A 21563-nucleotide genomic window follows, 5' to 3' on the forward strand; every position below is an offset into this window, starting at 1 on the left:
GGCCCACGCGCGGCGCCGGACGCTAGTTCGGCGCCAGCTGGTCGAGCACCGAGCCGGCCGTGCGCAGGCCGATATCGACCAGCCCCTGCATGTAGACACCCATCTGCGGCATGCAGAGCATCAGCACCAGCATGCCGCCGAGCAACGTCACCGGGAAGCCCACGGCGAAGATCGAGAGCTGCGGCGACGCGCGGTTCAGGATACCCATGGCCAGGTTCAGCGTCAGCAGCGCCGCGATCATCGGCAGCGACAACAGCGTGCCCGTGGCAAACACCATCGACCCGGCGCGCGCCAGCACGCCCCAGCCGTGGCCGGACAGCGGCAGCGCGGCGATGGGTACGCCCTGGAAGCTGTCCACCAGCGCGGCCAGCATCATCAGGTGGCCGTCCAGCGCCAGGAACATCAGCGTGGCCACGATGTTGAGGAAGCGGGACAGCACCATGGTCTGGCCACCGGCCGAGCGGTCGTAGAACGCCGCGAACGACAGGCCCATCTGCAGGCCGATCACTTCGCCGGCCATCTGCACGGCCGCGAACACGAGCCGCATCGAGAAGCCCATGGCGATGCCGATGGCCACCTCGTTCAGGATCACGAACAGACCCTCGTACGAGTAGACGGGCGCGGTGGGAATGTGGCCGATCGTCGGCGAGACGATCGTCGAGAGCGCGGCGGCGAGCAGGATCTTGGCGCGGCGCGGAATCGTCGATTCGCTGAAGATCGGCGCGGTGGCGATCAGCGCCAGCAGCCGGAACATCGGCCACAGGAAGGTGGCAATCCACCCATAGATCTGATCGGAGGTGACTTCGAACACGTCAGTCGGCCCGGCTCGGCGTTGGCTGCAAGAGGGCGGCTCAGTGCGCCAGGGCGGGGATGCCCTGGAACACCTCGCGCATGTAGTCGACGAACGTGTTGATCATCCACGGACCCACCAGCACCATCGTCACGAACAGCGCGACAAGCTTGGGAATGAATGTCAGCGTCATTTCGTTGATCTGCGTGGCGGCCTGGAACAGGCTCACCACCAGGCCGGCGGCCAGCGCCACCAGCAGCAGCGGCGCCGAGAGCATCAGCGTCATCTTCATCGCCTGCGTGGCGATGGTCATCACCATTTCCGGTGTCATGTCGGGGCTCCGCTCAGTTCAGGAAGCTCTGCGCCAGGGAACCCAGCAGCAGTTGCCAGCCATCGACCAGCACGAACAGCATCAGCTTGAACGGCAGCGAAATGGTGGCGGGCGGCACCATCATCATGCCCATCGCCATCAGCACGCTGGCCACGACAAGGTCGATGATGAGGAACGGGATGAAGATCGTGAAGCCGATCTGGAACGCGGTCTTCAGTTCGCTGGTGACGAAGGCCGGCACCAGCACCGAGAACGGCACGTCGTCCGGGCCCTGCATCTCGGGCGTCTTGGCCATCTGGGCGAACAGCGCGAGATCCTTCTCGCGGGTCTGCTTGAGCATGAACGCACGCACCGGCACCGCGGCGCGCGAGGCGGCGGTTTCCAGGCTGATGCGGTTCTCGGAGAGCGGCTTGTACGCGTCGGTGTAGACCTTGTCGAAGACGGGCGACATCACGAAAAAGGTCAGGAAAAGCGACAATCCGACGATAACCTGATTAGGCGGAGAAGATGCCGTGCCCATGGCGTTGCGCAAGAGGCCAAGCACGATGATGATGCGGGTGAACCCCGTCATCATCAGCATGGCCGCCGGCAGGAACGACAGCGAGGTCAGCAGGACCAGCGTCTGGATCGACAGCGACCAGGTCTGGCCGCCGCCGGGCGCCGGCTTGCTGGTCACGCCGGGCAGCGACTGGGCCAGCGCGGAGTCGGGCGCGAGGCACAGCGCGAGCGGCAGCAGCGCCAGCAGGGCAGCGCCGGCGGCGCGCCACGGGTGCGCCGGACGCACGTGGGGCATCGGTTGCCGCTCGACAGCGGCGGCACGCAGCGTGTTCATTTCTTGAGGTTTTCCTGCATGGCGCGCATCAGGCGCTCGCCAAAGCCGCCCTGCATGGGCTGGGCCGGATGCGATGCCGCGGGCGCGCCGGTATCGGGCTGGGCCGGCATCGTATGAAGCGGACGGATTTCGTTGGACGAGACACCGAGCACGAGCCAGGTGTCGCCCACTTCCACGGTCACGATCTTCTGGCGCGCGCCCAGCATCAGGCTGTTCACAACCTTGATCGAGGCGTTGCCGGTACCGTGGCGGACCAGGCCGACGCGCCGCGCCAGCCAGGCCATGCCCAGGATCAGCGCAATGACCGCAAACAGGCCGAGGCCCGCCTGCGCCAGGCTGCCGCCGCTGCTGATGGCCGGGGCACTGCCCGCGGCCAGGTAGCCGGCGGATGCGCTCGCACCGCTGGCGGCCTGCGCCGCCTGCGCTGTGCCGAGCACGACATCGGCTGTCATTTGTTGAGCTTCCGGATACGTTCGGACGGCGTGATGATGTCCGTCAGGCGGATGCCGAACTTGTCATTGACCACCACCACTTCGCCCTGGGCGATCAGGTAGCCGTTGACGAGCACGTCCATCGGTTCGCCGGCCAGGCCGTCGAGTTCCACCACCGAGCCCTGCGCCAGTTGCAGCAGGTTCTTGATGGGCACCTTGGTGCGGCCCAGTTCCACGGTCAGCTGCACCGGGATATCGAGGATCATCCCGATGTCGTTGTGGAAGCCGGCGGTGGCTTCCTGCGCCAGCGGCGGGAACACGGTGGAAGCCGCCGGCGTGGCGGTTGCCATCGGCTGCGCAGCCGGGGTCGGTGCCGTTGCCATCGGCGCCGCGGTGGCCGCCGCCGGAGCGGCAGCAGGCGCTGCCTGCTCGGAGCTGGTCTGCTCCGCGAGGGCGCTGGCCCAATCGTCCATCGGATCGACCGGCTTGTCCTGAGTGCCGTCAGTCATGATCGGTTTCCTTGTTGGAATCGCTGTCTTGGTAGTTGATCATTCGTTCCACGCGCAGTGCGTACTGGCCGTTCATCGTGCCGAAGCCGCACTGCATGACGGGTACGCCATCGACCTTGCCGAAGATCTTCTCGGGCAGGTCGATCGGCAGCACGTCGCCTTCGCGCATGGCCAGGACCTCGGCCACGGTGCTGCGGATGTGTGCGAACTCGGCCACCAGGTCAACCTCGGCGGCACGCAACTGGTTGGAAAGCTGGCCGAGCCAGCGCTTGTCCACCTCGACCTCGTCCTGCAGCGGATTCATCAGCAGATCGCGCAGCGGTTCGATCATCGAGAAGGGAATGCAGATGTGCAGTTGCCCGCCCACGGCGCCCAGTTCGATATGGAACGCGGTGGTCACCACGGCGTCGTTCGGACCGGCCACGTTGGCGAACTTGGTGTGCATCTCCGAGCGGACATAGTCGAACTCGATCGGATGCACGGTGCCCCATGCCTGGCTGTAGCTGTTCAGCGTCAGGTCGAGCATGCGGCGGATGATGCGCTGCTCGGTCTGCGTGAAGTCGCGGCCTTCCACACGGGTGTGGAAGCGGCCGTCGCCGCCAAACAGGTTGTCGACCACCAGGAACACGAGGTTCGGGTCGTACACGAACAGCGCGGTGCCCCGCAGCGGCTTCATGTGGACCAGGTTCAGGTTGGTCGGCACGGGCAGGTTGCGCACGAAATCGCCGTACTTCTCGATCCTGACCGAGCCTACCGAGATGTCGGCGCCACGGCGGATGAAGTTGAACAGCGCCGTGCGCAGCGCGCGGGCAAAGCGCTCGTTGATGATTTCGAGCGTGTGCAGGCGGCCGCGGACGATACGTTCCTGGTTGGCCAGGTTGTACGGCCGCACGCCGCCTTCCTCGACGGCTGGAGCGGCCGCCGCCGGCGTATCGGTTTCACCCGAGACGCCTTTCAGTAGTTCGTCAACCTCGTCCTGCGAGAGGAACTTGTCGTAGGCCATCTAGTGTCCTGCCCCGTGAACGGCTGTGAGAATGAAACGGTCCATGTCCGGCTTCAGTCGGCGCGCGGGGCGCGACGGCGGGAGAGGAGGACGGCGGACGGTTTCATAAGGGTTTGGCTCTGGGTTCGCGGTGCAGGATGCGGCTTACTGCACCACGAACGATGTAAACAAGACGTCCAGGATCTTCTGCGGCGGCAGGCTGGGCGCGAACGGCTGGCTGATGGCAGCCTGGACGTCCTGCGCGAGCTTGCGCTTGCCTTCCACGGTGGCAAGCTCCGCCGGCTGGCGTGCCGAAAGCAGCAGCAGAATGCGGCTGCGGGCTTCGGGCTGGTACTGCGCCAGGCGTGCCTGCGTTTCCGGATCCGCCACCTTCAGCGACAGGCCGGTGTGCAGGAAGCGGTCGCCATCCTCGCTCTTGAGGTTGACGGTGAACGCATCCAGCGGCACGAAGATCGGCGGCGGCAGCACCGGTGCGGCCGGAGCCGCCGGAGCGCGATTGCCACTGAGGACACTGCCCAGGAAGAAGCCGCCAGCGGCCAGCGCCACTACCAGCACGCCGCCGCCGATCAGCATCAGCCGGCCGCGCTTGCTGGAAGTGCCGCCGTTCTGGGAGGGGGAAAGCGTGTTCGCCATGAGATGCCTGTGTCGGAATGCCTGCCATTCTTCCCGAATCGCAGGCAAGCAAAGGGCCGATAAAAAGGGGGAAACCCGTTCAGCTTGGCCGTTTGAGCTGACCGGGCATCGGACGCAGGGGCGCGACGGCGCGCCATTTGCGCCTGCTAGTTGGTTAACGAAAGGGGGCGGCGGAACTTAAGGCGTGCGCGGCCCGGCGCGCCGCCCATCTGCACGGATGTTGCGTACGAGGCGCATCTCGCGCGGGCGCCGCCTGTCGGCCCTGCGCGGAGGGCCGGCTGCCAGGCGTTGCCGCGCCTCACTCTGTCTCGTTTAAGTCTTATATAAGATATAAGACGTTTGATTCGGCGCCCGGTTGGGATTACAATCACGCGCAACTGGTGGTCTCGCGCCGCTGGTCCACAAGAGACTAAGCCGTACCGTTACAACCCAATTAACAGCAGGTTCCCATGCTTGATACCTATCGCGCCCATGTTGCCGAACGCGCCGCGCTTGGCATTCCTCCTCTGCCGCTGACCGCCAAGCAGACCGCCGAGCTGATCGAACTGATCAAGAACCCGCCGGCGGGCGAGGAGCAGGCCCTGGTGGACCTGATCACCTACCGCGTGCCGGCCGGCGTGGATGACGCCGCCAAGGTCAAGGCCTCGTACCTGGCCGCCGTGGCCCTGGGCTCGGAAAAGACCGCGCTGATCTCGCGCGCCCGCGCCACCGAACTGCTGGGCACGATGCTGGGCGGCTACAACATCTCGCCGCTGATCGAACTGCTGGACGATGCCGAAGTGGGCACCGTCGCCGCCGATGCGCTCAAGAAGACGCTGCTGATGTTCGACGCCTTCCACGACGTGAAGGAAAAGGCCGACAAGGGCAACGCCAATGCCAAGGCCGTGCTGCAGAGCTGGGCCGACGCCGAGTGGTTCACGAGCCGCCCGGCCCTGCCGGAATCGCTGACGATCACCGTGTTCAAGGTGCCCGGCGAAACCAACACCGACGACCTGTCGCCCGCCCCCGACGCCACCACGCGCCCGGACATCCCGATGCACGCGCTGGCCATGCTGAAGAACAAGCGCGAAGGCGCGGCGTTCCAGCCCGAAGAAGACGGCAAGCGCGGCCCGGTCAAGTTCATTGAATCGCTGGCAGAGAAGGGCCACCTGGTGGCCTACGTCGGCGACGTGGTCGGCACGGGTTCGAGCCGCAAGTCGGCCACCAACTCGGTGCTGTGGTTCACCGGCGAAGACATCCCGTTCGTGCCGAACAAGCGCTTCGGCGGCGTATGCCTGGGCAGCAAGATCGCCCCGATCTTCTACAACACGATGGAAGATGCCGGCGCGCTGCCGATCGAGCTGGACGTGTCGCAGATGGAAATGGGCGACGTGGTCGAACTGCGTCCGTACGAAGGCAAGGCACTGAAGAACGGCCAGGTCATCGCCGAGTTCAAGGTCAAGTCCGACGTGCTGTTCGACGAAGTGCGCGCCGGCGGCCGCATTCCGCTGATCGTGGGCCGCGGCCTGACCGCCAAGGCCCGTGAATCGCTGGGCCTGGCCCCGTCGACGCTGTTCCGCCTGCCGCAGAACCCGGTGGACACGGGCAAGGGCTTCACGCTGGCCCAGAAGATGGTGGGTCGCGCCTGCGGCCTGGAAGAAGGCCAGGGCATCCGTCCGGGCACGTACTGCGAACCGAAGATGACCTCGGTGGGCTCGCAGGACACCACCGGCCCGATGACGCGCGACGAGCTGAAGGACCTGGCCTGCCTGGGCTTTTCGGCCGACCTCGTGATGCAGTCGTTCTGCCACACCGCCGCCTACCCGAAGCCGGTGGACGTGAAGACGCACCACACGCTGCCGCAGTTCATCAGCACCCGTGGCGGCATCTCGCTGCGCCCGGGCGACGGCGTGATCCACTCGTGGCTGAACCGCATGCTGCTGCCCGACACCGTGGGTACCGGCGGCGATTCGCACACCCGCTTCCCGATCGGCATCAGCTTCCCGGCCGGTTCGGGCCTGGTGGCCTTTGCCGCCGCCACGGGCGTGATGCCGCTGGACATGCCGGAATCGGTACTGGTCCGCTTCAAGGGCAAGATGCAGCCCGGCGTGACGCTGCGTGACCTGGTCAACGCCATTCCGCTGTACGCGATCAAGCAGGACATGCTGACCGTGGCCAAGCAGGGCAAGAAGAACATCTTCTCGGGCCGCATCCTCGAAATCGAGGGCCTGCCCGACCTGAAGGTGGAACAGGCTTTCGAACTGTCGGACGCTTCGGCCGAACGCTCGGCCGCCGGCTGCACGGTGCGCCTGAACAAGGAACCGATCATCGAGTACATCAACAGCAACATCACGCTGCTGAAGTGGATGATCGCCGAGGGTTATCAAGACCCGCGCAGCCTGCAGCGCCGGATCAAGGCCATGGAAGCATGGCTGGCCGACCCGCAGCTGCTGCAGCCGGACGCCGATGCCGAGTACGCCGCCGTGATCGAGATCGACCTGGCCGACGTGCACGAGCCGATCGTGGCCTGCCCGAACGATCCTGACGACGTGAAGACGCTGTCGGACGTGGCTGGCGCCGTGATCGACGAAGTGTTCATCGGTTCGTGCATGACCAACATCGGCCACTTCCGTGCCGCGTCCAAGCTGCTGGAAGGCAAGCGCGACATCCCCGTGAAGCTGTGGGTCGCCCCGCCGACCAAGATGGACCAGAAGCAGCTGACCGAGGAAGGCCACTACGGCGTGTTCGGCACGGCCGGTGCCCGTACCGAAATGCCGGGCTGCTCGCTGTGCATGGGCAACCAGGCACAGGTGCGCGAAGGCGCCACGGTGATGTCCACGTCGACGCGTAACTTCCCGAACCGCCTGGGCAAGAACACGAATGTGTACCTGGGCTCGGCCGAACTGGCTGCCATCTGCTCGCGCCTGGGCCGTATCCCGACCAAGGAAGAGTACATGGCCGACATGGGCGTGCTGACCGCCAATGGCGACAAGATCTACAAGTACATGAACTTCGACCAGATCGAGGACTTCAAGGAAGTTGCCGATACGGTGTCGGTATAAGCCGGACGGTTCCCTGCGCCGGCATGGGCAGGGAATCACCTGAAGGCTCTGGAACCCCGCAGGCGTGCAAGCGCCTGCGGGGTTTTTTCATGGCAGCCCGCGCGCCACGGTGTCGAGCTGGCCGGGCGCCACGATCCGCCACGCGCGGCCGCCTCCCTCCAGATAGCCAATCCGCTGCCACTCGGCCAGCAGCCGGTTCAGGGTTTCCGCCCGCACACCGAGCTTGGCCGCCAGTTGCCGTTGGCTCAGGGGCAATTCCACCTGTTCCCCGGTGTTTCCCGCCAGCCTGAGCAGGTAGGCGGCCAGCCGCTGCGGGGCGCTCGTACTGGCCAGGGTATCCACGTCGTCGATGCGCTGGTGCAGCACGTCGGCCGCCAGGCTCAGCATACCGACCGCCAGCGGCGGATGGGCGAGACACGCCCGATGGAGGCTGTCGCGATGGAACCTGCACAGCGTGCTGGCCACCGCGGCGCGGGCTTCGACCGGATATTTCCGATCGGGCATGAACATGACGATGGAGGCCAGCAACTGGCCCGGCGGTATGTGATGGACTATCCGGTCCTCCCCGTCGATGCCCAGGCGCAGCGTGTCGATCCGCCCGTCCATCACCAGGTACCAGTAATTCGCCTGCTCTCCCTGGCGGAACACGCAATCCCCTTTGTCGAGGTCCTCCACCGACGCCTGCGCGAGCAGGCAGTCGCTCAGCACGTTCCGAATCGATAGCGGATGGCTGGCGAGCAGCCTCCGGGCCTCGTCCAGGCTCGTTCGCGTGGTCTTGATATTTCTCATTGGTGGTTCGCCCCGGGCTGCGAATAATTCGCAAATGATAATCATTCGCGAAAACAAGGCTGTCTGACAAGAGGGCCGCCACCGGGGAAGTCAAAGTGAAGCGTAATGTCGTGGCCTGCGTCGCAGGCGGTGTGCTGGGGTTGGGATGGCCGTGCGCGGGTGCGGCCGGGGAGCCGGAACGGATTCATGATCTGGAAGGCGTGACGGTCAGCGCCACGCGCACCGCCGATTCGATCGAGGAAACCCCGCGTGCCGTGACGGTCATCACGGGCGAGGAAATCCGGGACCGCGTGGGCAGCGGTGGTATCCAGGGGTTGCTGGCCGATGTGCCCGGCATCGCCTTCGCCCGCACGGGCGGGCTTGGCGGCCAGCTCGTGATGCGCGGCTTCAATACCAATGCGGGCCGGTCGATCATGGCCATCGACGGCGACCGCTACCGGGGCCGCAGCACGCTCGAATACAACATGATCGACCCGAACTCGGTCGAGCGGATCGAAGTCATCCGGGGACCGGCGTCGGCAATCTACGGCTCCGACGCCATGGCGGGCGTGGTCAATATCGTGACGCGCCGCGCCAAGGTTGATCCAGATCAGCCTTTCACGCTCCGACCAAAGCTGCGCGCGCTGGAGTGGAACAGTGTCAACGACATGGTCGGCGGGCGTGTCGAACTGCTCGGCGGCGGCAACGGTTTCGACGTCATGCTGGGCGTCAACCACCGGCAGGGCGGCGACTATGCCACGCCAATCGGCGACGCCCTGAACAGCGGCTTCAACTCGACCGGCGCGGACCTCGCCGTGGGCTTCTCGCCGAGCACCGACTCGCGCTGGGAGTTGTCCGGCCGCTACCAGCGCGTGGTCAGCCGGCGCGCGGGCGGGCTGGGCGCCGCGCCGGGCGAGCCGTGGCTCAGCGTGCGCGAGGACCCCATCATCGAACGCTACCTGCGGCTGGCCTGGGAGGGCCGCAAGGTGGGCAGCTGGGCCGACAGCATCGACGCCAGCGTCTATGTGCGCGATTTCGATACCGACATCTACCAGCGCAACAGCCGGTCTCCGGCCGTGACGCTCTACAACCACATCAAGGTCTACACGCCAACGGTCTGGGGCGGCCACCTGACGGCCATGAAGCGGCTCGGCAGCCATGCGCTGAGCTATGGCGGAGACTTCTTCACCGAGAGTTTTGCGGGCCGGGTGAACAACGTGGACCGCTACAGCAACAGCACCGGTGCGCTGGTCGGCAGCACCGGGTGGAAACAGATGGAGCGCGGCGCCGACCAGACCAACCTGGGCCTGTTCATCAACGACAACTGGCACGTGGGCGAGAAGTGGACGCTGTCCGGCTCGCTGCGCGGCGACATCGTGGATGTCCGGATCGGGGACACCTACCCGGGCGAATCGCCGGCACTGACGCAGGCGTACCAGGGCAAGACCAGGCCGCGCCACTACGCCGTGACCGGCGGGGTGGGCGCGCTCTACGAGTTCGCGCCGGCCTGGCAACTGGTGGGCAACCTGAGCCGGGGCTTCCGGGCGCCTTCGGGCATGAACCTGACGATCGCCAGCATCGCCGGCACCCAGCCCACGCTGCCGTCGCCGGACCTGTCGCCCGAGACCAACCTGACCGCCGAGGCAGGGCTGCGCTGGCACGGCGCCGGCAGCTGGTTCCGGCTGACCGCCTACCAGAGCAAGTACAGGGACCTGATCACGCAGCGCCTGGTCGCTCCGAACCTGTACCAGCGCCAGAATCTGGGCCGGGCCACGATCCGCGGGGTTGAACTGGAAGCGCGCGCCCGCATCACCCCGCGCTGGAGCGCCGGCCTGTCCGCCACCTACACCCATGCGCGCAACGACATCTCGGGCGAGCCGCTGCCGTACGTGGCACCGCTGACGGCCAACGCTTCACTGCGCTACGACGGTGCCGGCTGGCATGGCGAGGGCGTGCTGCGCGCCTTCAAGGCCAAGACCGACATCGATCCCACGCAGGAGCGCCGGACTGCCGGCTACGGCATGCTCGACCTGTTCTTCGGCCTCGACATGGACCGCGTGCTGGGCAGCGGCTGGCGCGACTGGAAGGTGCTGGCGGGCGTGGAGAACGTGTTCAACCAGGTAGGCCGCAACCCGACCGTCACGGAGAACCTGTCCTACCCGAACACGCTGGTCGGCAATCCGCTCGTGGAGCCGGGCCGGTCCGTGGTGCTCAAGCTGGTGGGGACGTACTGATGCGCGGATTGCCTTCCCTCCTGCTGGCATGCCTGTTCGGCTGCACGGCCGCCACGGCCGCCCGGGCAGCCGACGTGACCGACCAGATGGGCCGTACCGTTGCCATCCCGGAGCGGGTAGACCGCGTGGCCGTCATCCCGATCCCGGTTGCGTCGATGGTCATGGCCGTCGATGGTGGCGCGCAGCGGCTGGCCGGCATGCACGGCGCCAGCCGCGCCGACTTCGAACTCGGCCTGCTCGGACGCATGTTCCCCGCTGCGGCCCGGCTGCCGACGCAGGTCTCAGGCGAGGGCTTCGTGCCGAACGTCGAGGCGCTGGCGGCCACCCGCGCCGATGTCGTCATCCAGTGGGGCGACCGGGGCGACGACATCGTGCGGCCAATCCGCGATCTCGGCCTGCCGGTCATCACGCTTCGCTATGGCGACAGCGCGCTGGCGGCCGGATGGCTGCGGCTGGTGGGCGCGTCGCTGGGCAAGGCGGAACGCGGAGAGCATCTGGCGCGCTGGTTCGAAACGCGCCGCGCAGCCATCGACGAACGCATGCGGGCCATCCCCGACGCGCAGCGCCCGCGCGTGGTCTACCTGCAGCGCGCCCGCTCCGGCCTGCGCGCGGCCGGCAAGGGTACCAGCATGGACGGCGATATCCGCCTGTCCGGCGGCACCAACGTCGCGGCCGGCGTGCCCGGATTTGCACAGGTGGACGTCGAGCAGTTGCTGGCCTGGGACCCGCAGATCGTGCTGCTGAACAACTTCGAGCCGGGGCTGGCGCCGGCCGACCTCTACCGCGACCCGCGCCTGCAGGGCCTGGCGGCCGTTCGCGGGCAGCGTATCTACAGCTATCCGCATGGCGGCTTCCGCTGGGACCCGCCCAGCCAGGAGACGCCGCTGACGCTGGACTGGCTTTCCAGCCTGTTCCACCCGCAGCGTGCCGAGCCGGGTTTCAGGCTGCGCATCGCCGACGCCTACCGCGATCTCTACGGCTACCAGATCAGCGAGCGCGATACCGACGACCTGCTCAAGCTCGACGCGAACGGCGGCAGCGCCCACTACCGCGCGCTGTTCGGCAAAGGGGATGGGTCGTGATGCCGCGCCGCATGCCGGCCACGCTGATCCTCGCCGCCGCGCTGCCGCTCGTGCTGATCCTGGCGATGGGCGCTGGCCGCTACGCCATCGCGCCCGGCACGGTACTGCGCATCCTGGCCGCGCCGCTGCTGGGCGCGGGCGATTGGAACCCGATCCAGCAGAGCGTGGTGCAGGGCGTGCGGCTCCCCCGCGTGCTGCTGGCCGCCGTGGTGGGCGCCGGGCTGGCGGGCGCCGGCGCGGCGCTCCAGGCGCTGTTCCGCAACCCGCTGGCGGAGCCGCAACTGCTTGGGGTGTCGTCCGGCGCCGCATTTGGCGGCGTGCTGGCGCTGTTGTGGCTCGGCGATGGCTGGCCCGTCGTGTCCGGGGCGCTGGTCTGGGGCCTGCTGTCGTTGCTCGCGGTCTACTGGCTGGCGGGTGCCCGGAAGGGCGAGGGCGGCACGGTGCTGCTGGTGCTGGCCGGCATCGTGGTCAACGCGGTGTTTGCGTCGGGCGTCTCGCTGATCAAGGTGATGGCCGACCCGCAGAACCAGCTTCCCGCCATCGTGTTCTGGCTGATGGGCAGCCTGGCCGCGGCGGATTACGCGAGGCTGTGGCTCACGCTGCCCTGCATCGGGCTGAGCCTGCTGCTGCTCTACGGCCTGCGTTTTCACCTGATGGCGCTGGCCGTGGGCGAGGCCGATGCACGCAGCCTGGGTGTGCCGGTCCGGCGCGTACGCGTGCTGGCGCTATTGGCGGTTGGCATGATCGCCGCATCGAGCGTGGCCGTGTGCGGCGTGGTGGGGTGGGTGGGGCTGGTGGTGCCGCATCTGGTACGCATGAGCTGCGGCGGCGATCATCGGCACTTCCTGATCCGGGCCGTGCTGGCCGGTGCGGCTTACCTCGTGCTGGTGGATACGCTGGCGCGCACGCTCACGCAGATGGAGATTCCGCTGGGCGCATTGACGGCGCTGTTCGGCGCGCCGTTGTTCGCATTCCTGATCCGCCGGCTCGGAGCGGGGTCGCATGGCTGACTTCGCCTTGCAGTGCCACGGCATCGGGCATCACTACGGCGGGCGGTCCGTGCTGCGCAACCTCTCGCTGGCGCTTCCCCGGGGTGCGCTGTGCGCGCTGATGGGTGCCAACGGCGCCGGCAAATCGACGCTGCTGAAGATCCTCGCGGGCCAGCTTGCGCCTGCCGCCGGGCAGGTCACCCGGCGCGGCCGCATGGGCTTCGTGCCGCAGGAAGTCCTTCCAGCGTTGCCGATCGGCGTACTGGAAATGGTGCTGCTGGGCCGGGCCGGCGGGGTCTCGCTGCTGCGCGCGCCCGGCCGTGCCGACTATGCCGCCGCGCGTGCGGCGCTGGCGCGCGTGGAGGCCGTCCATCTGGCCGACCGCGCCTTCCTGTCGCTGTCAGGTGGCGAGCGCCAACTGGTGGTGCTGGCCCGCGCGCTGGCCGCCGAGGCGGACGTGCTGCTGCTGGACGAGCCCTGCGCCGCCATGGACTGGCACAACCAGGCGGTCACGCTGCGCCTGCTGGCCGAACTGGCGGCGACGGGCATCACCGTCGTGTTCAGCACGCATGCGCCACAGCACGCGCTCGAATTCGCCAGCCATGCGGCGCTGCTGTTTGCCGGGGGCGACCACGCGTTCGGCGCGCCGGACCGGATCATGCACGAGGCCGCGCTCACGCGGCTCTACCGCGTGCCGGTACGCCGCGTGCGCCTGGACGCGCTGCCCCACGCCGGCACGGCGGTGCCGGTTTTTTCGCAACCCACGATGGAGAGGGACTGATCGTGACGCACAACGTATTGCATATCCGCGCCGTCTCGCACGAGATGCCGGCGTTCATCGCCATGCTGCAGGCGCGCGGCATGGCATCGCGCTCGCTGCGCGAGCTGACCGGTGACGATCTTCGTGGCCGGTCGGCGATCCTGATCGAGGCGCATATCGACCAGCGCGCGATGCTGGCTCACCGCGCGGCCCTGCGCACGCACCTCGATGCCGGCGGGACGCTGGTGTTCAACGGCCACCTGGTCTATCCGCTGTTCGACGAACTGGACCCGTACCGTGTGGCGGAGGGCCGGGGCGTGCGGGACCTCATCGTCGAGCGGGTGCATGCGCATCCGGTGTTCGACGGGGTGTCGTGCGAGGACCTGAGCTTCCGCCGTGGCGTGGCGGGCTTTTATGGCCGTGGCGCCAATCCGGCTCCGTCCGGCGCCGTGGTGCTGCATCGGCTCCGGCAGGACGGCTCGCCGCTGGACTGGGTATGGCGCCGGCCCGGTGGCGGGCAGATCTTCATGCACGGCGGCAACAGTTGCTGGATGTATGTCGGGGACCAGACCAGCGCCGCGCGCATCGCGCCACAACTGCTGGACTGGATCGAGGCCGGCGCGCCGGCCATGGCGCACGCACCGGAGGCATAAGCCATGCGTATCGCATTCGTGGACGGTGGCACGTACTACCACCATGCAACGTTCAACGACCCCGCGCTGCGCGGGACGTTCGATCTGAACATCCATGCGCCGGAACTGGTGCATGCCGATCTGTCGCAGGTCGATTGCCTGTACGTGGCCAGTCGGCAGAATCCGGTGGACCTGATCGCGGCGCGGCAGGCCATCGCGGATTTTCTCGCTGCGGGCAAGCTGGTCGTGGCGCTCGGAGAAACGCGCCCCGATCTATGGCTGGACGGCGTGCAGTGGCGCCCTGGCGAGACGAACTTCTGGTGGTGGCTGGAGCCGGGGGCGGATTCCGGTCTGCGCGTCGGTGACGCGCACCACGGGCTGTTCGCGCGGATCGGGCTGGCCGACGCCACGTGGCACCGCCATGGCGATCTCGCCACGCCGCCGGGCGCGGTGTCGGTGGTGGATACGCTGGAGGGGCGTTCGGTACTGTATGACGATGCGGTCAGCGGACCCGGGCGCCGCATCGTGGCGACGCTCGACCCTTGCTATCACCATGGCAGTTACTTCATGCCGGCCGCGTCGCGCTTCCTGCATGGTTTCCTGCCGTGGCTGAAAGCGGGGGCGCCGGCGCGACGCTGACGCCGTGCCCCGGTTCCGGATTACTTGCTGGACTTGGCGCCGTCCGTGTAGGGGTTGTACTTGTCCGACTTCGCCCCGTCCGTGTATGGGTCGGGTTTGCCGGTCCGTGCGCCATCCGAATACGGATCGCGCGGGCCGGTGCGGGCGCCGTCCGTGTACGGGTCCGCCTTGGCGGTCGGGGCCAGGTCGGTGCGGGTGGAGGACTTCGCGCCGTCGGTATAGGGGTCGAACTTGCCGGCCTTGGCACCGTCGGTGTACGGGTCCGCCTTGCCGCTGCGGGCACCCTGGCTGTACGGGTCGTACTGCTTGGTCTGGGCCTGAGCCAGCGGCGCCAGGGCCACGGCGGCCGCGGCGACGATCAGGCTGGATAGGATGGTCTTGCTCATGAATACCTCGCCAGATGGGGCGCGATTCAGGGAGCCGCCCGACTGCGCCCACGTTGCTATCGGGCGGACGGCTTGGGCAAGCCTTGTCGGCTGTCTTCGCGATCTTTGTTCAGGATACTCCCTGTCACCCAAATGCGCAGGCCATGCGTCAATGTGCGCGGTCCTTGCGTGGCTTCGGCGTCTCACGGATGCTCGATGCAGGCACATCCGTGATGGCATCGGCGGCTTCCCCGACGGCTTCGCCTGCCTCGGCCGCCAGGCCCGGCACGTTCAGCATGCGTCCCCAGGCGTCCATCCAGGCACGCTGGGTGGCGGCGCCCAATTCCATCATTGACGTTGCGTAGTGCAGCGGAATCGACAGGAACGGCATCTGGCTCGTCCACTGGCGCGCCACCATCTCTTCCGGGTCCTGCGGGACGAACCAGGAGGCCCAGTCGAACTGCGCTTCCTCGGTCATCGATTTCGTGAAGTCGGTATTCAGGCCCACAAACTTGTACCAGCTCTTGACCACGTCCTGGTCGAGCGTGGCGAACTGGGGCAGCTGGGCAAGCGGATTGAAAGACGCCAGCGACGCAAAGGGCGCAAAAGGCGCAAACGGCGTGAAAGCCGACACCGGCGCGAACGGAAAGGCGGGGAAACCGGGGAAGGTGGGGAACGAGGTCGAAGGATTGCCTGGCATGCGAATAGCTCCGGTGGTTGGACCAGTGGACAAGGGCAAGCTGGGGGCGTACGCGCCGCAAAATGCGTTGCCGGGCGCGTGGAACGGCTGTGATGGCTTCGGGAGCACACTGGCCCGGCGGCGGAGAACGACCTCCACATCGTCATTCATGTTGCAGCGCGGGTCAACCGCTGAATACCCGTTGTGACGGCAACGCCATCCAGCCCGTTATGCCGTCTGCGGTGTCGTCTGCTATGCCGCCTGCGGCGTGGCACGCGCCAGCAACTGGGCCAGTTCCACGGCCGGCACCGGGCGCCCGAACAGCCACCCCTGGCCGTAGTCCACGCCCTGCTCGCGCAGGAAGTCGGCCTGGGTGCTGTCCTCGATGCCTTCGGCCACGATCTGCAGGCCCAGCGACTGGGCCATGGCGATGATGTGGGGGGCCACCGTGCTCGACGCGGCTTCCTGGCCGATGGTGTCGACGAACGATTTGTCGATCTTGAGCGCGTCGACCTTGAAGCTCTGCAGGTACGACAGGCTTGAATAGCCGGTGCCGAAGTCGTCGATGTAGACCGGATGCCCGGCGTCGCGGAACGCCTGGATCGTGTCGCGCGCCACGTCGGGCTCCAGGAAGCCCCGCTCGGTGGCTTCGATGCGGATCTGCCCGGGCGCGATGCCGGTGCCGCGCAGCCGCGACGCCAGCACGCCCAGGAAGCGCCGGCTCTTGAGGTCTTCCACGCCGACATTGATCGACACGTAGAACGACGGATGTCGCCGCAGCAGCGTGCCCAGTTCGGTCAGCACGATATCGAGCACCTGGTCGGTGATCTGCTGGATCAGCCCGGCGTTCTCGGCCATCGGGATGAACAGGTTGGGGCGCACCAGCCGGCCCTGGCGGCGCCAGCGCACCAGCGCCTCCACGCCCACGCAGCGGTTGTCGGCCAGCGAGACGATTGGCTGGTAGTGCACGGCCATCTCGTGGCGCCGCACGGCCCCGCGCAACTCGCCTTCGAGGCTGAAGCGCCGCGTGGCGCGCCGCCACACCAGGATGCCCAGCGGTACGCCAGCCGCCAGGCCCACCAGCAGGCCGCCTGCCAGCAGCGCCTTCCAGTTGGCCAGCAGCGCGGCGCGCGGGGCCAGCACCAGCACGGCCAGCGGCATCGTGCGCGATCTGCGCAGCACGATGGACGCATCGTCATCGCGCAGTGTCTCGCCGCCTGAGCCGTAGGCGTGGTCGGCATAGGCCCGTTGCAGGCGGGGCAGGCTGGCGCCCTGCGACACCGCGAAGATCCGGCCGGCATCGGTATTGACCACGGCCAGCCTGCGCGACTCGCGGTCCACCACGTCGACGAAGTTTTGCGGATCGACGGCCACGTAGTTGCCATTGCGGCCGATCAGCAGCGTGCGGCGCGGGGCGGCAAACGGGTTGGGCTGGTCGAACCAGAAATCGAGGTTGTCGCGCGTGCGCCAGTCGGGCGGCGGCAGCGCGAGCTGGTCGGCCTGGATCGGCCCCAGCAGCGCCGAGCACAGCCGCTTGCCGCCGCGGTAGATGCCGGCGTCCTGGATATGGCGGTAGGTGTAGGTGATACGCCGCATCTCGACGAGCTGCGAGGGTGAGCACGGTTCGTCACGCAGCGATTCGAGATCGAGCAGCGCATTGAGCGCCTGGGTCATGACGGCCTCGGCGCGGCCCACGGCGGCATCGGCAAAGATGCTCAGTTGCTCGGACTCGCGCCGGTTCGCTTCCAGTTGGGCCATGAAAACGCCGATTCCCACCGGAAACAGTGTCGCGAGCATGGCCAGCAGAATGGTCACCAACAGGAACCAGCTGCGCTGCATCAGGAGCCCTCGGGAGACTACGCCGCACGCGGCGCCCTGGCGTGCGGCGCCGTCCCAACCCGTCATGTCTGGCCAGTCAGGGCTGGCTCTACCTGTTGTGCCCCGAAGAGCATAGCGAACATTGGCCGATCATGTCTGCGACTTCTCGCATTTTTTGACAGATTCGGGCCACCGCGCGCCGACCATGCGCGCAGGCATCGCCACAGGGTAAAGCGATTGCTTTACGCCCGAAATCGCGGTTGGGGGGAGGTCGGTGGGGTAGCGAACGGAAGTCCGGGCGTTTTCAGAGTTTCGTGCCGGGCACGATGGCAGCCACGCGCGCTGCTCCGTCCAGCGAGGCCATCTGGCCCCGGTCGGGCGGCGGCCCGGGCGGCGCGCCCGGCGGGAACGCCTCGCTGCGCGGCAGCGCCGCCGGGTCCACCACCAGCGTCAGCGTGGCGATGTACCGCCCGCTGGCCTCGCGTACGGCGCCGAGCGTGGTGTCGCCGGCGCGCAGCGCGATGCCGTCGTTGCTGTTCAGCGTCTGGCGCACGCGCCGGCGGCGGTAGGCGGGCAGCTGCGTATACAGATACTCGCTGAGCGCGTCGGGAAGGAAGCACTGCGTGGTCAGCATCGTGCGGTTGCCGTCGATGACCTTCATGTGCAGGTGGGTGGCGCGGCCCACGTACCAGCCCGGGTAGATGGTCTGGAACACGGCCACACCGTCGGCGCCGGCGGGCTGGCTGCCGCGCAGGAAGGTCTGCCCGCGCGTGGAGACGCGCCGGTCATGGTCGTCGACCTGGCCCGCGTAGCCGGAGTACACGCCGGCGGCGTTGCAGTGCCAGAGATCGACGCGCGTGCCGGGTAGCGGCCGGCCGGCGGTGTCTACCACGGTGAAGCGCACTTCGAGCGGCACGCCGGGCTGGCCTTCGGTGATGTCCTGGCGCACCTTGCCCGGGTCAAAGTAGAACGGGCCTTCGGTGGTCGGCGCGGTCAGCGGCAGTGGGGCGGCAGGGGTCTGGGCAGCGGCCGGCGCCGTGCGCGACAGCGTGGCGAGGGCGGCGCCACCGAGTCCCATGGCCAGCAGGTGCCGGCGACGCGACGCGGATGGCGGCCGCGCGGGGTTTGCGGGCATCGCTCGCTCCGGTAAGGAATGGGGACGCCCAGTGTACTGCCGGGCGGCGCGCCCAGTGTTTCGGGTCTGTGTCGGCCCGGCTACACCCTGTGATGGCGCCCGCCCAGGGCGGTCAGACCGCCGACTTCAGCACCGCGCCGGTGGCGAAGAAGCTCTGCAGGTTGTCGAACACGAGGCCGGCCATGGCGGCGCGTGTCTCGTGGGTGCCGCTGGCCACGTGGGGGAGCAGCACGACGTTGTCGAGGCCGAACAGCGCCTCGGGCACGCGCGGTTCGTCCTCGAACACGTCGAGCCCGGCACCCGCGATGCGCTTGCCGGCCAGCGCATCGACCAGCGCCGCCTCGTCCACCACGGTGCCGCGTGCGATGTTGATCAGGTAGCCCTGCGGCCCGAGTGCGTCGAGCACGCTGGCCGAGACCATGTGGCGGGTCTCCGGGCCGCCCGAGGCCGCGATGACGAGGAAGTCGGCCCACTTGGCCAGTGCTTCCAGCGAGGGTTCGAAGCCGTAGGGCACGCCGTCCTGCGCCTTGCGGCCAAAGTAGCGCACCTCCATGTCGAAGCCGCCCGACCGTTTGGCGATGACGCGGCCGATCCGGCCCATGCCGACGATGCCGAGGCGCTTGCCGCTGACGCGCGTGGTCAGCGGGTACGGGCCCTTGAGCCACTCGCCGCGCCGCACGTAGCGGTCAGCGGCGCTGACCTGGCGCGCCGCGTCCATCAGCAGCGCGAAGGCGGTATCGGCCACGCAGTCGTTGAGCACGTCTGGCGTGTAGCCCACGGCGATGCCGCGTGCGCGTGCGGTGTCGAGGTCGAGCTTGTCGAGGCCGACGCCGAAGCTGGAGATCACGCGCAGGTTGGGCAGGGCGCCGAGCATGCCGGCGTCAACGCCGGTGGCGGCGCGCGTGGTCATCGCCACGAACTCGCCGCCGTGCTGCGCGAGGTAGCCGGCGGGGTCGCTTTCGGCCCAGAGCGGGTGGACATCGAAATGCTCGGCCAGGCGGGCTTCGGTCTGTTCCGGGAGCCGGCCGTGCTGCAGGAGGCGTGGTTTCATGCGAGAAGAGTCCTTTCTTGTTCTGGGAGGGCGAATGCCAGTCCTGGGGCGCGTCAGTCCGCGCTCAGGTGATTATCGGCGATGATCCTTGCGTACCGCTTGCGGTCATTGGCGATGATCTGCGCGAACTCCTGCGGCGTGCTGCCCACGGGAATCGCGCCCTGTTCCACGAGCTGCTTTTTCACGTCTGGCATGGCCACCACCTTCTTCACGTCGGCCGCGATCTTGTCCACCACCTCCTTGGGCGTGCCGGCCGGCGCCAGCAGGCCCACCCACGAGCCCGACTCGGCGTTCTGGATGCCGGCCTCGGCCAGCGTGGGCACATCGGGCATCGACGGCGAGCGCACGGTGCCCGTCACGGCCAGCGCGCGCAGCTTGCCGGCCTTCACATGGCCCGTGGTTTCCAGGATCGACGCGAACAGCATGTCGACGTTGCCCGCCATCAGGTCGGTCATCGCCGCGCCGCCGCCCTTGTACGGCACGTGCAGCATGTCGGTGCCGGTGGCGGCCTTGAAGATCTCGCCGGACAGGTGCGGCGAGCCGCCGGTGCCCGAACTGGCGAACGTGAGCTTGCCCGGCTTGGCCTTGGCCAGCGCCACCAGTTCCTTCGGGGTCTTGGCCGGCAGGCCCGGCGTGACCACCAGCGCGAACGGCAGTTCGGCCATCAGCGAGACCGGCACGAAGCTGTCCGGCTTGTAGTTGAGCTTCTTGTACAGGAACGGGTTGATCGACTGCGTGCCCACGTTGCCGGCCACGAGCGTGTAGCCGTCCGGCTTGGCGCGCGAGGTCAGTTCCAGCCCCACGTTGCCGGCCGCGCCGGGGCGGTTGTCCACCACCACCGGCTGGCTCCACAACTGCGACAGCCGCTGCGCCACGAGCCGCGTGCCGATATCGGTACCGCCGCCAGGGGTGAAGGGGACGATGATCGTGACGGGCTTGGCCGGCCATTCACCCTGGGCGTGAGCGGTGAGGGTGAAGGCGGCGAGGGCAATGGCGGCGAGGGTGCGGGTGGTTTGGGTCATGGGTGTCTCCTGCTTGTGTGTGCACTGCTTTTTGGTTTGCCCCCCTCGCCCGCAAGGCGGGAGAGGGGTTGGGGGAGAAAACAAGGAGTGTGTGAAAACTCACCGCCCCTTCTCTTTCCTCCACACCGCAAAATCCTCCTTCGCCTGCTCCGTCGTCGGCGGGTACAGTCCGATGATCGAGCGGCCTTTCTGCACTTCCTCGGTAACGAAATCCTCGAAGGCCGTCATTTCCACGGCCTCCGCTGCAATTTCCTCGGCCATGTGCTGGGGGATGACGACCACGCCCTCGCCATCGCCCACGATGACATCGCCGGGGAACACGGCCACATCACCGCAGCCGATCGGCACGTTGAATTCGAGCGCCTGGTGCAACGTGAGATTGGTCGGTGCCGAAGGCCGATGGTGATACGCGGGCATGGCCATCTGTGCGATCTCGGGCGAATCGCGGAAACCGCCATCGGTGACGATGCCGGCGCCGCCGCGCTGCATCAGCCGCGTGACGAGAATCGAGCCGGCAGACGCCGCGCGGGCGTCCTTGCGGCTGTCGATCACCAGTACCGCGCCCGGCGGGCATTGCTCGATGGCCTGGCGCTGCGGATGGTTGGCGTCCTGGAACACGGTGATCGGGTTCAGGTCCTCGCGCGCCGGGATGTAGCGCAGCGTGAATGCCTGGCCGACCATGTTGCCGGGGTTGGCCTGCAGCGGACGCACATCCTGGATGAACTGGTTGCGCAGGCCGCGCTTGAACAGTGCCGTGCAGAGCGTGGCGGTGCTGACGGTCTTCAGGGCGTCACGCAGGGCGGGGCTGAGTTCGGTCAT

At 67.8% G+C, this 21563-nt stretch carries 22 protein-coding genes; 7 read left to right on the plus strand and 15 right to left on the minus strand.

From position 1 onward, the window contains the following. Positions 1-22: 22 nt before the first annotated feature. From fliR to fliL, 7 genes are all read right to left on the minus strand, one after another. Positions 23-811: a flagellar biosynthetic protein FliR gene (gene fliR / locus EV147_RS22995; RefSeq protein WP_130393533.1), complete on the minus strand. Its 789-nt coding sequence runs from the start codon at positions 809-811 to the stop codon at positions 23-25. Between the two features lie 40 nt (positions 812-851). After that, positions 852-1121: a flagellar biosynthesis protein FliQ gene (gene fliQ / locus EV147_RS23000; RefSeq protein WP_061958832.1), complete on the minus strand. Its 270-nt coding sequence runs from the start codon at positions 1119-1121 to the stop codon at positions 852-854. Between the two features lie 13 nt (positions 1122-1134). Then, positions 1135-1953 carry a flagellar type III secretion system pore protein FliP gene (fliP, locus tag EV147_RS23005; RefSeq protein WP_130393534.1) on the minus strand — a complete coding sequence of 273 codons (819 nt, stop codon included), beginning with the start codon at positions 1951-1953 and terminating at the stop codon, positions 1135-1137. Then, entirely contained in the window at positions 1950-2405 is a 456-nt protein-coding gene (gene fliO, locus EV147_RS23010; protein ID WP_130393535.1) for a flagellar biosynthetic protein FliO, read from the minus strand. The genes fliP and fliO overlap by 4 nt, the downstream gene beginning before the upstream one ends. Next, positions 2402-2893, minus strand: coding sequence for a flagellar motor switch protein FliN (gene fliN / locus EV147_RS23015; RefSeq protein ID WP_130393536.1), 492 nt, complete (start codon positions 2891-2893; stop codon positions 2402-2404). Before fliN ends, fliO begins: the two co-directional genes overlap by 4 nt. Further along, the gene (fliM, locus tag EV147_RS23020) at positions 2886-3896 is read right to left on the minus strand and encodes a flagellar motor switch protein FliM (protein ID WP_130393537.1); all 1011 of its coding nucleotides are present in this window, start codon (positions 3894-3896) and stop codon (positions 2886-2888) included. The genes fliN and fliM overlap by 8 nt, the downstream gene beginning before the upstream one ends. Positions 3897-4040: 144 nt before the next feature. Beyond that, on the minus strand, positions 4041-4529 hold the full coding sequence (fliL, locus tag EV147_RS23025) for a flagellar basal body-associated protein FliL (RefSeq protein ID WP_130393538.1): 489 nt from the start codon (positions 4527-4529) through the stop codon (positions 4041-4043). Between the two features lie 449 nt (positions 4530-4978). Here fliL and acnB point away from each other — a divergent pair, with 449 nt between their 5' ends. Further along, on the plus strand, positions 4979-7570 hold the full coding sequence (gene acnB, locus EV147_RS23030; protein ID WP_130393539.1) for a bifunctional aconitate hydratase 2/2-methylisocitrate dehydratase: 2592 nt from the start codon (positions 4979-4981) through the stop codon (positions 7568-7570). Positions 7571-7657: 87 nt separating this feature from the next. On the opposite strand, the gene EV147_RS23035 is transcribed toward acnB, so the two are convergent. Then, complete coding sequence (locus EV147_RS23035; protein WP_198680340.1) at positions 7658-8359, minus strand: Crp/Fnr family transcriptional regulator; 702 nt, start codon at positions 8357-8359, stop codon at positions 7658-7660. 95 nt (positions 8360-8454) lie between these two features. Here EV147_RS23035 and EV147_RS23040 point away from each other — a divergent pair, with 95 nt between their 5' ends. Genes EV147_RS23040 through EV147_RS23065 form a run of 6 tightly spaced genes read left to right on the plus strand, consistent with a single transcriptional unit; the run spans position 8455 to position 14674 of the window. Continuing rightward, a complete protein-coding gene (locus EV147_RS23040) occupies positions 8455-10572 on the plus strand; it encodes a TonB-dependent receptor (RefSeq protein ID WP_198680341.1) in 2118 nt (705 codons plus the stop codon). An 8-nt stretch (positions 10573-10580) separates the two neighbouring features. Beyond that, complete coding sequence (locus tag EV147_RS23045) at positions 10581-11654, plus strand: ABC transporter substrate-binding protein (protein ID WP_157994720.1); 1074 nt, start codon at positions 10581-10583, stop codon at positions 11652-11654. Continuing rightward, entirely contained in the window at positions 11654-12664 is a 1011-nt protein-coding gene (locus tag EV147_RS23050; protein WP_235844969.1) for a FecCD family ABC transporter permease, read from the plus strand. The genes EV147_RS23045 and EV147_RS23050 overlap by 1 nt, the downstream gene beginning before the upstream one ends. Next, a complete protein-coding gene (locus tag EV147_RS23055) occupies positions 12657-13424 on the plus strand; it encodes an ABC transporter ATP-binding protein (RefSeq protein WP_130393543.1) in 768 nt (255 codons plus the stop codon). Before EV147_RS23050 ends, EV147_RS23055 begins: the two co-directional genes overlap by 8 nt. Positions 13425-13426: 2 nt before the next feature. Next, positions 13427-14056, plus strand: a complete 630-nt coding sequence (locus EV147_RS23060; RefSeq protein WP_130393544.1) for a hypothetical protein — start codon at positions 13427-13429, stop codon at positions 14054-14056. 3 nt (positions 14057-14059) lie between these two features. Beyond that, a complete protein-coding gene (locus EV147_RS23065) occupies positions 14060-14674 on the plus strand; it encodes a hypothetical protein (protein WP_130393545.1) in 615 nt (204 codons plus the stop codon). 20 nt (positions 14675-14694) lie between these two features. Here the strand turns inward: EV147_RS23065 and EV147_RS23070 are convergent, their stop codons facing one another. From EV147_RS23070 to EV147_RS23100, 7 genes are all read right to left on the minus strand, one after another. Beyond that, the gene (locus tag EV147_RS23070; protein ID WP_130393546.1) at positions 14695-15060 is read right to left on the minus strand and encodes a hypothetical protein; all 366 of its coding nucleotides are present in this window, start codon (positions 15058-15060) and stop codon (positions 14695-14697) included. Between the two features lie 148 nt (positions 15061-15208). Then, on the minus strand, positions 15209-15739 hold the full coding sequence (locus tag EV147_RS23075; protein WP_130393547.1) for a polyhydroxyalkanoate granule-associated phasin: 531 nt from the start codon (positions 15737-15739) through the stop codon (positions 15209-15211). Positions 15740-15970: 231 nt separating this feature from the next. Further along, complete coding sequence (locus tag EV147_RS23080) at positions 15971-17557, minus strand: EAL domain-containing protein (protein ID WP_130393548.1); 1587 nt, start codon at positions 17555-17557, stop codon at positions 15971-15973. Positions 17558-17840: 283 nt separating this feature from the next. After that, complete coding sequence (locus EV147_RS23085; RefSeq protein ID WP_130393549.1) at positions 17841-18671, minus strand: intradiol ring-cleavage dioxygenase; 831 nt, start codon at positions 18669-18671, stop codon at positions 17841-17843. 112 nt (positions 18672-18783) lie between these two features. Then, positions 18784-19722: a 2-hydroxyacid dehydrogenase gene (locus tag EV147_RS23090; RefSeq protein WP_130393550.1), complete on the minus strand. Its 939-nt coding sequence runs from the start codon at positions 19720-19722 to the stop codon at positions 18784-18786. 53 nt (positions 19723-19775) lie between these two features. After that, the gene (locus EV147_RS23095) at positions 19776-20744 is read right to left on the minus strand and encodes a Bug family tripartite tricarboxylate transporter substrate binding protein (RefSeq protein ID WP_130393551.1); all 969 of its coding nucleotides are present in this window, start codon (positions 20742-20744) and stop codon (positions 19776-19778) included. Between the two features lie 99 nt (positions 20745-20843). Then, entirely contained in the window at positions 20844-21563 is a 720-nt protein-coding gene (locus tag EV147_RS23100; protein WP_130393552.1) for a ribonuclease activity regulator RraA, read from the minus strand.

The sequence above is a fragment of the Cupriavidus agavae genome (assembly GCF_004217045.1).
GTDB lineage: Bacteria > Pseudomonadota > Gammaproteobacteria > Burkholderiales > Burkholderiaceae > Cupriavidus > Cupriavidus agavae.

Coding starts and splice junctions, on each gene's coding strand:
- fliM (WP_130393537.1), bottom strand. CDS start 3,896: ATGGCCTACGACAAGTTCCTCTCGCAGGACGAGGTTGACGAACTACTG.
- EV147_RS23100 (WP_130393552.1), bottom strand. CDS start 21,563: ATGACCGAACTCAGCCCCGCCCTGCGTGACGCCCTGAAGACCGTCAGC.
- acnB (WP_130393539.1), top strand. CDS start 4,979: ATGCTTGATACCTATCGCGCCCATGTTGCCGAACGCGCCGCGCTTGGC.
- fliL (WP_130393538.1), bottom strand. CDS start 4,529: ATGGCGAACACGCTTTCCCCCTCCCAGAACGGCGGCACTTCCAGCAAG.
- fliP (WP_130393534.1), bottom strand. CDS start 1,953: ATGAACACGCTGCGTGCCGCCGCTGTCGAGCGGCAACCGATGCCCCAC.
- EV147_RS23055 (WP_130393543.1), top strand. CDS start 12,657: ATGGCTGACTTCGCCTTGCAGTGCCACGGCATCGGGCATCACTACGGC.
- EV147_RS23095 (WP_130393551.1), bottom strand. CDS start 20,744: ATGACCCAAACCACCCGCACCCTCGCCGCCATTGCCCTCGCCGCCTTC.
- EV147_RS23050 (WP_235844969.1), top strand. CDS start 11,654: ATGCCGCGCCGCATGCCGGCCACGCTGATCCTCGCCGCCGCGCTGCCG.
- EV147_RS23070 (WP_130393546.1), bottom strand. CDS start 15,060: ATGAGCAAGACCATCCTATCCAGCCTGATCGTCGCCGCGGCCGCCGTG.
- EV147_RS23035 (WP_198680340.1), bottom strand. CDS start 8,359: ATGAGAAATATCAAGACCACGCGAACGAGCCTGGACGAGGCCCGGAGG.
- fliO (WP_130393535.1), bottom strand. CDS start 2,405: ATGACAGCCGATGTCGTGCTCGGCACAGCGCAGGCGGCGCAGGCCGCC.
- EV147_RS23090 (WP_130393550.1), bottom strand. CDS start 19,722: ATGAAACCACGCCTCCTGCAGCACGGCCGGCTCCCGGAACAGACCGAA.
- EV147_RS23085 (WP_130393549.1), bottom strand. CDS start 18,671: ATGCCCGCAAACCCCGCGCGGCCGCCATCCGCGTCGCGTCGCCGGCAC.
- EV147_RS23065 (WP_130393545.1), top strand. CDS start 14,060: ATGCGTATCGCATTCGTGGACGGTGGCACGTACTACCACCATGCAACG.
- fliN (WP_130393536.1), bottom strand. CDS start 2,893: ATGACTGACGGCACTCAGGACAAGCCGGTCGATCCGATGGACGATTGG.
- fliQ (WP_061958832.1), bottom strand. CDS start 1,121: ATGACACCGGAAATGGTGATGACCATCGCCACGCAGGCGATGAAGATG.
- EV147_RS23080 (WP_130393548.1), bottom strand. CDS start 17,557: ATGCAGCGCAGCTGGTTCCTGTTGGTGACCATTCTGCTGGCCATGCTC.
- EV147_RS23075 (WP_130393547.1), bottom strand. CDS start 15,739: ATGCCAGGCAATCCTTCGACCTCGTTCCCCACCTTCCCCGGTTTCCCC.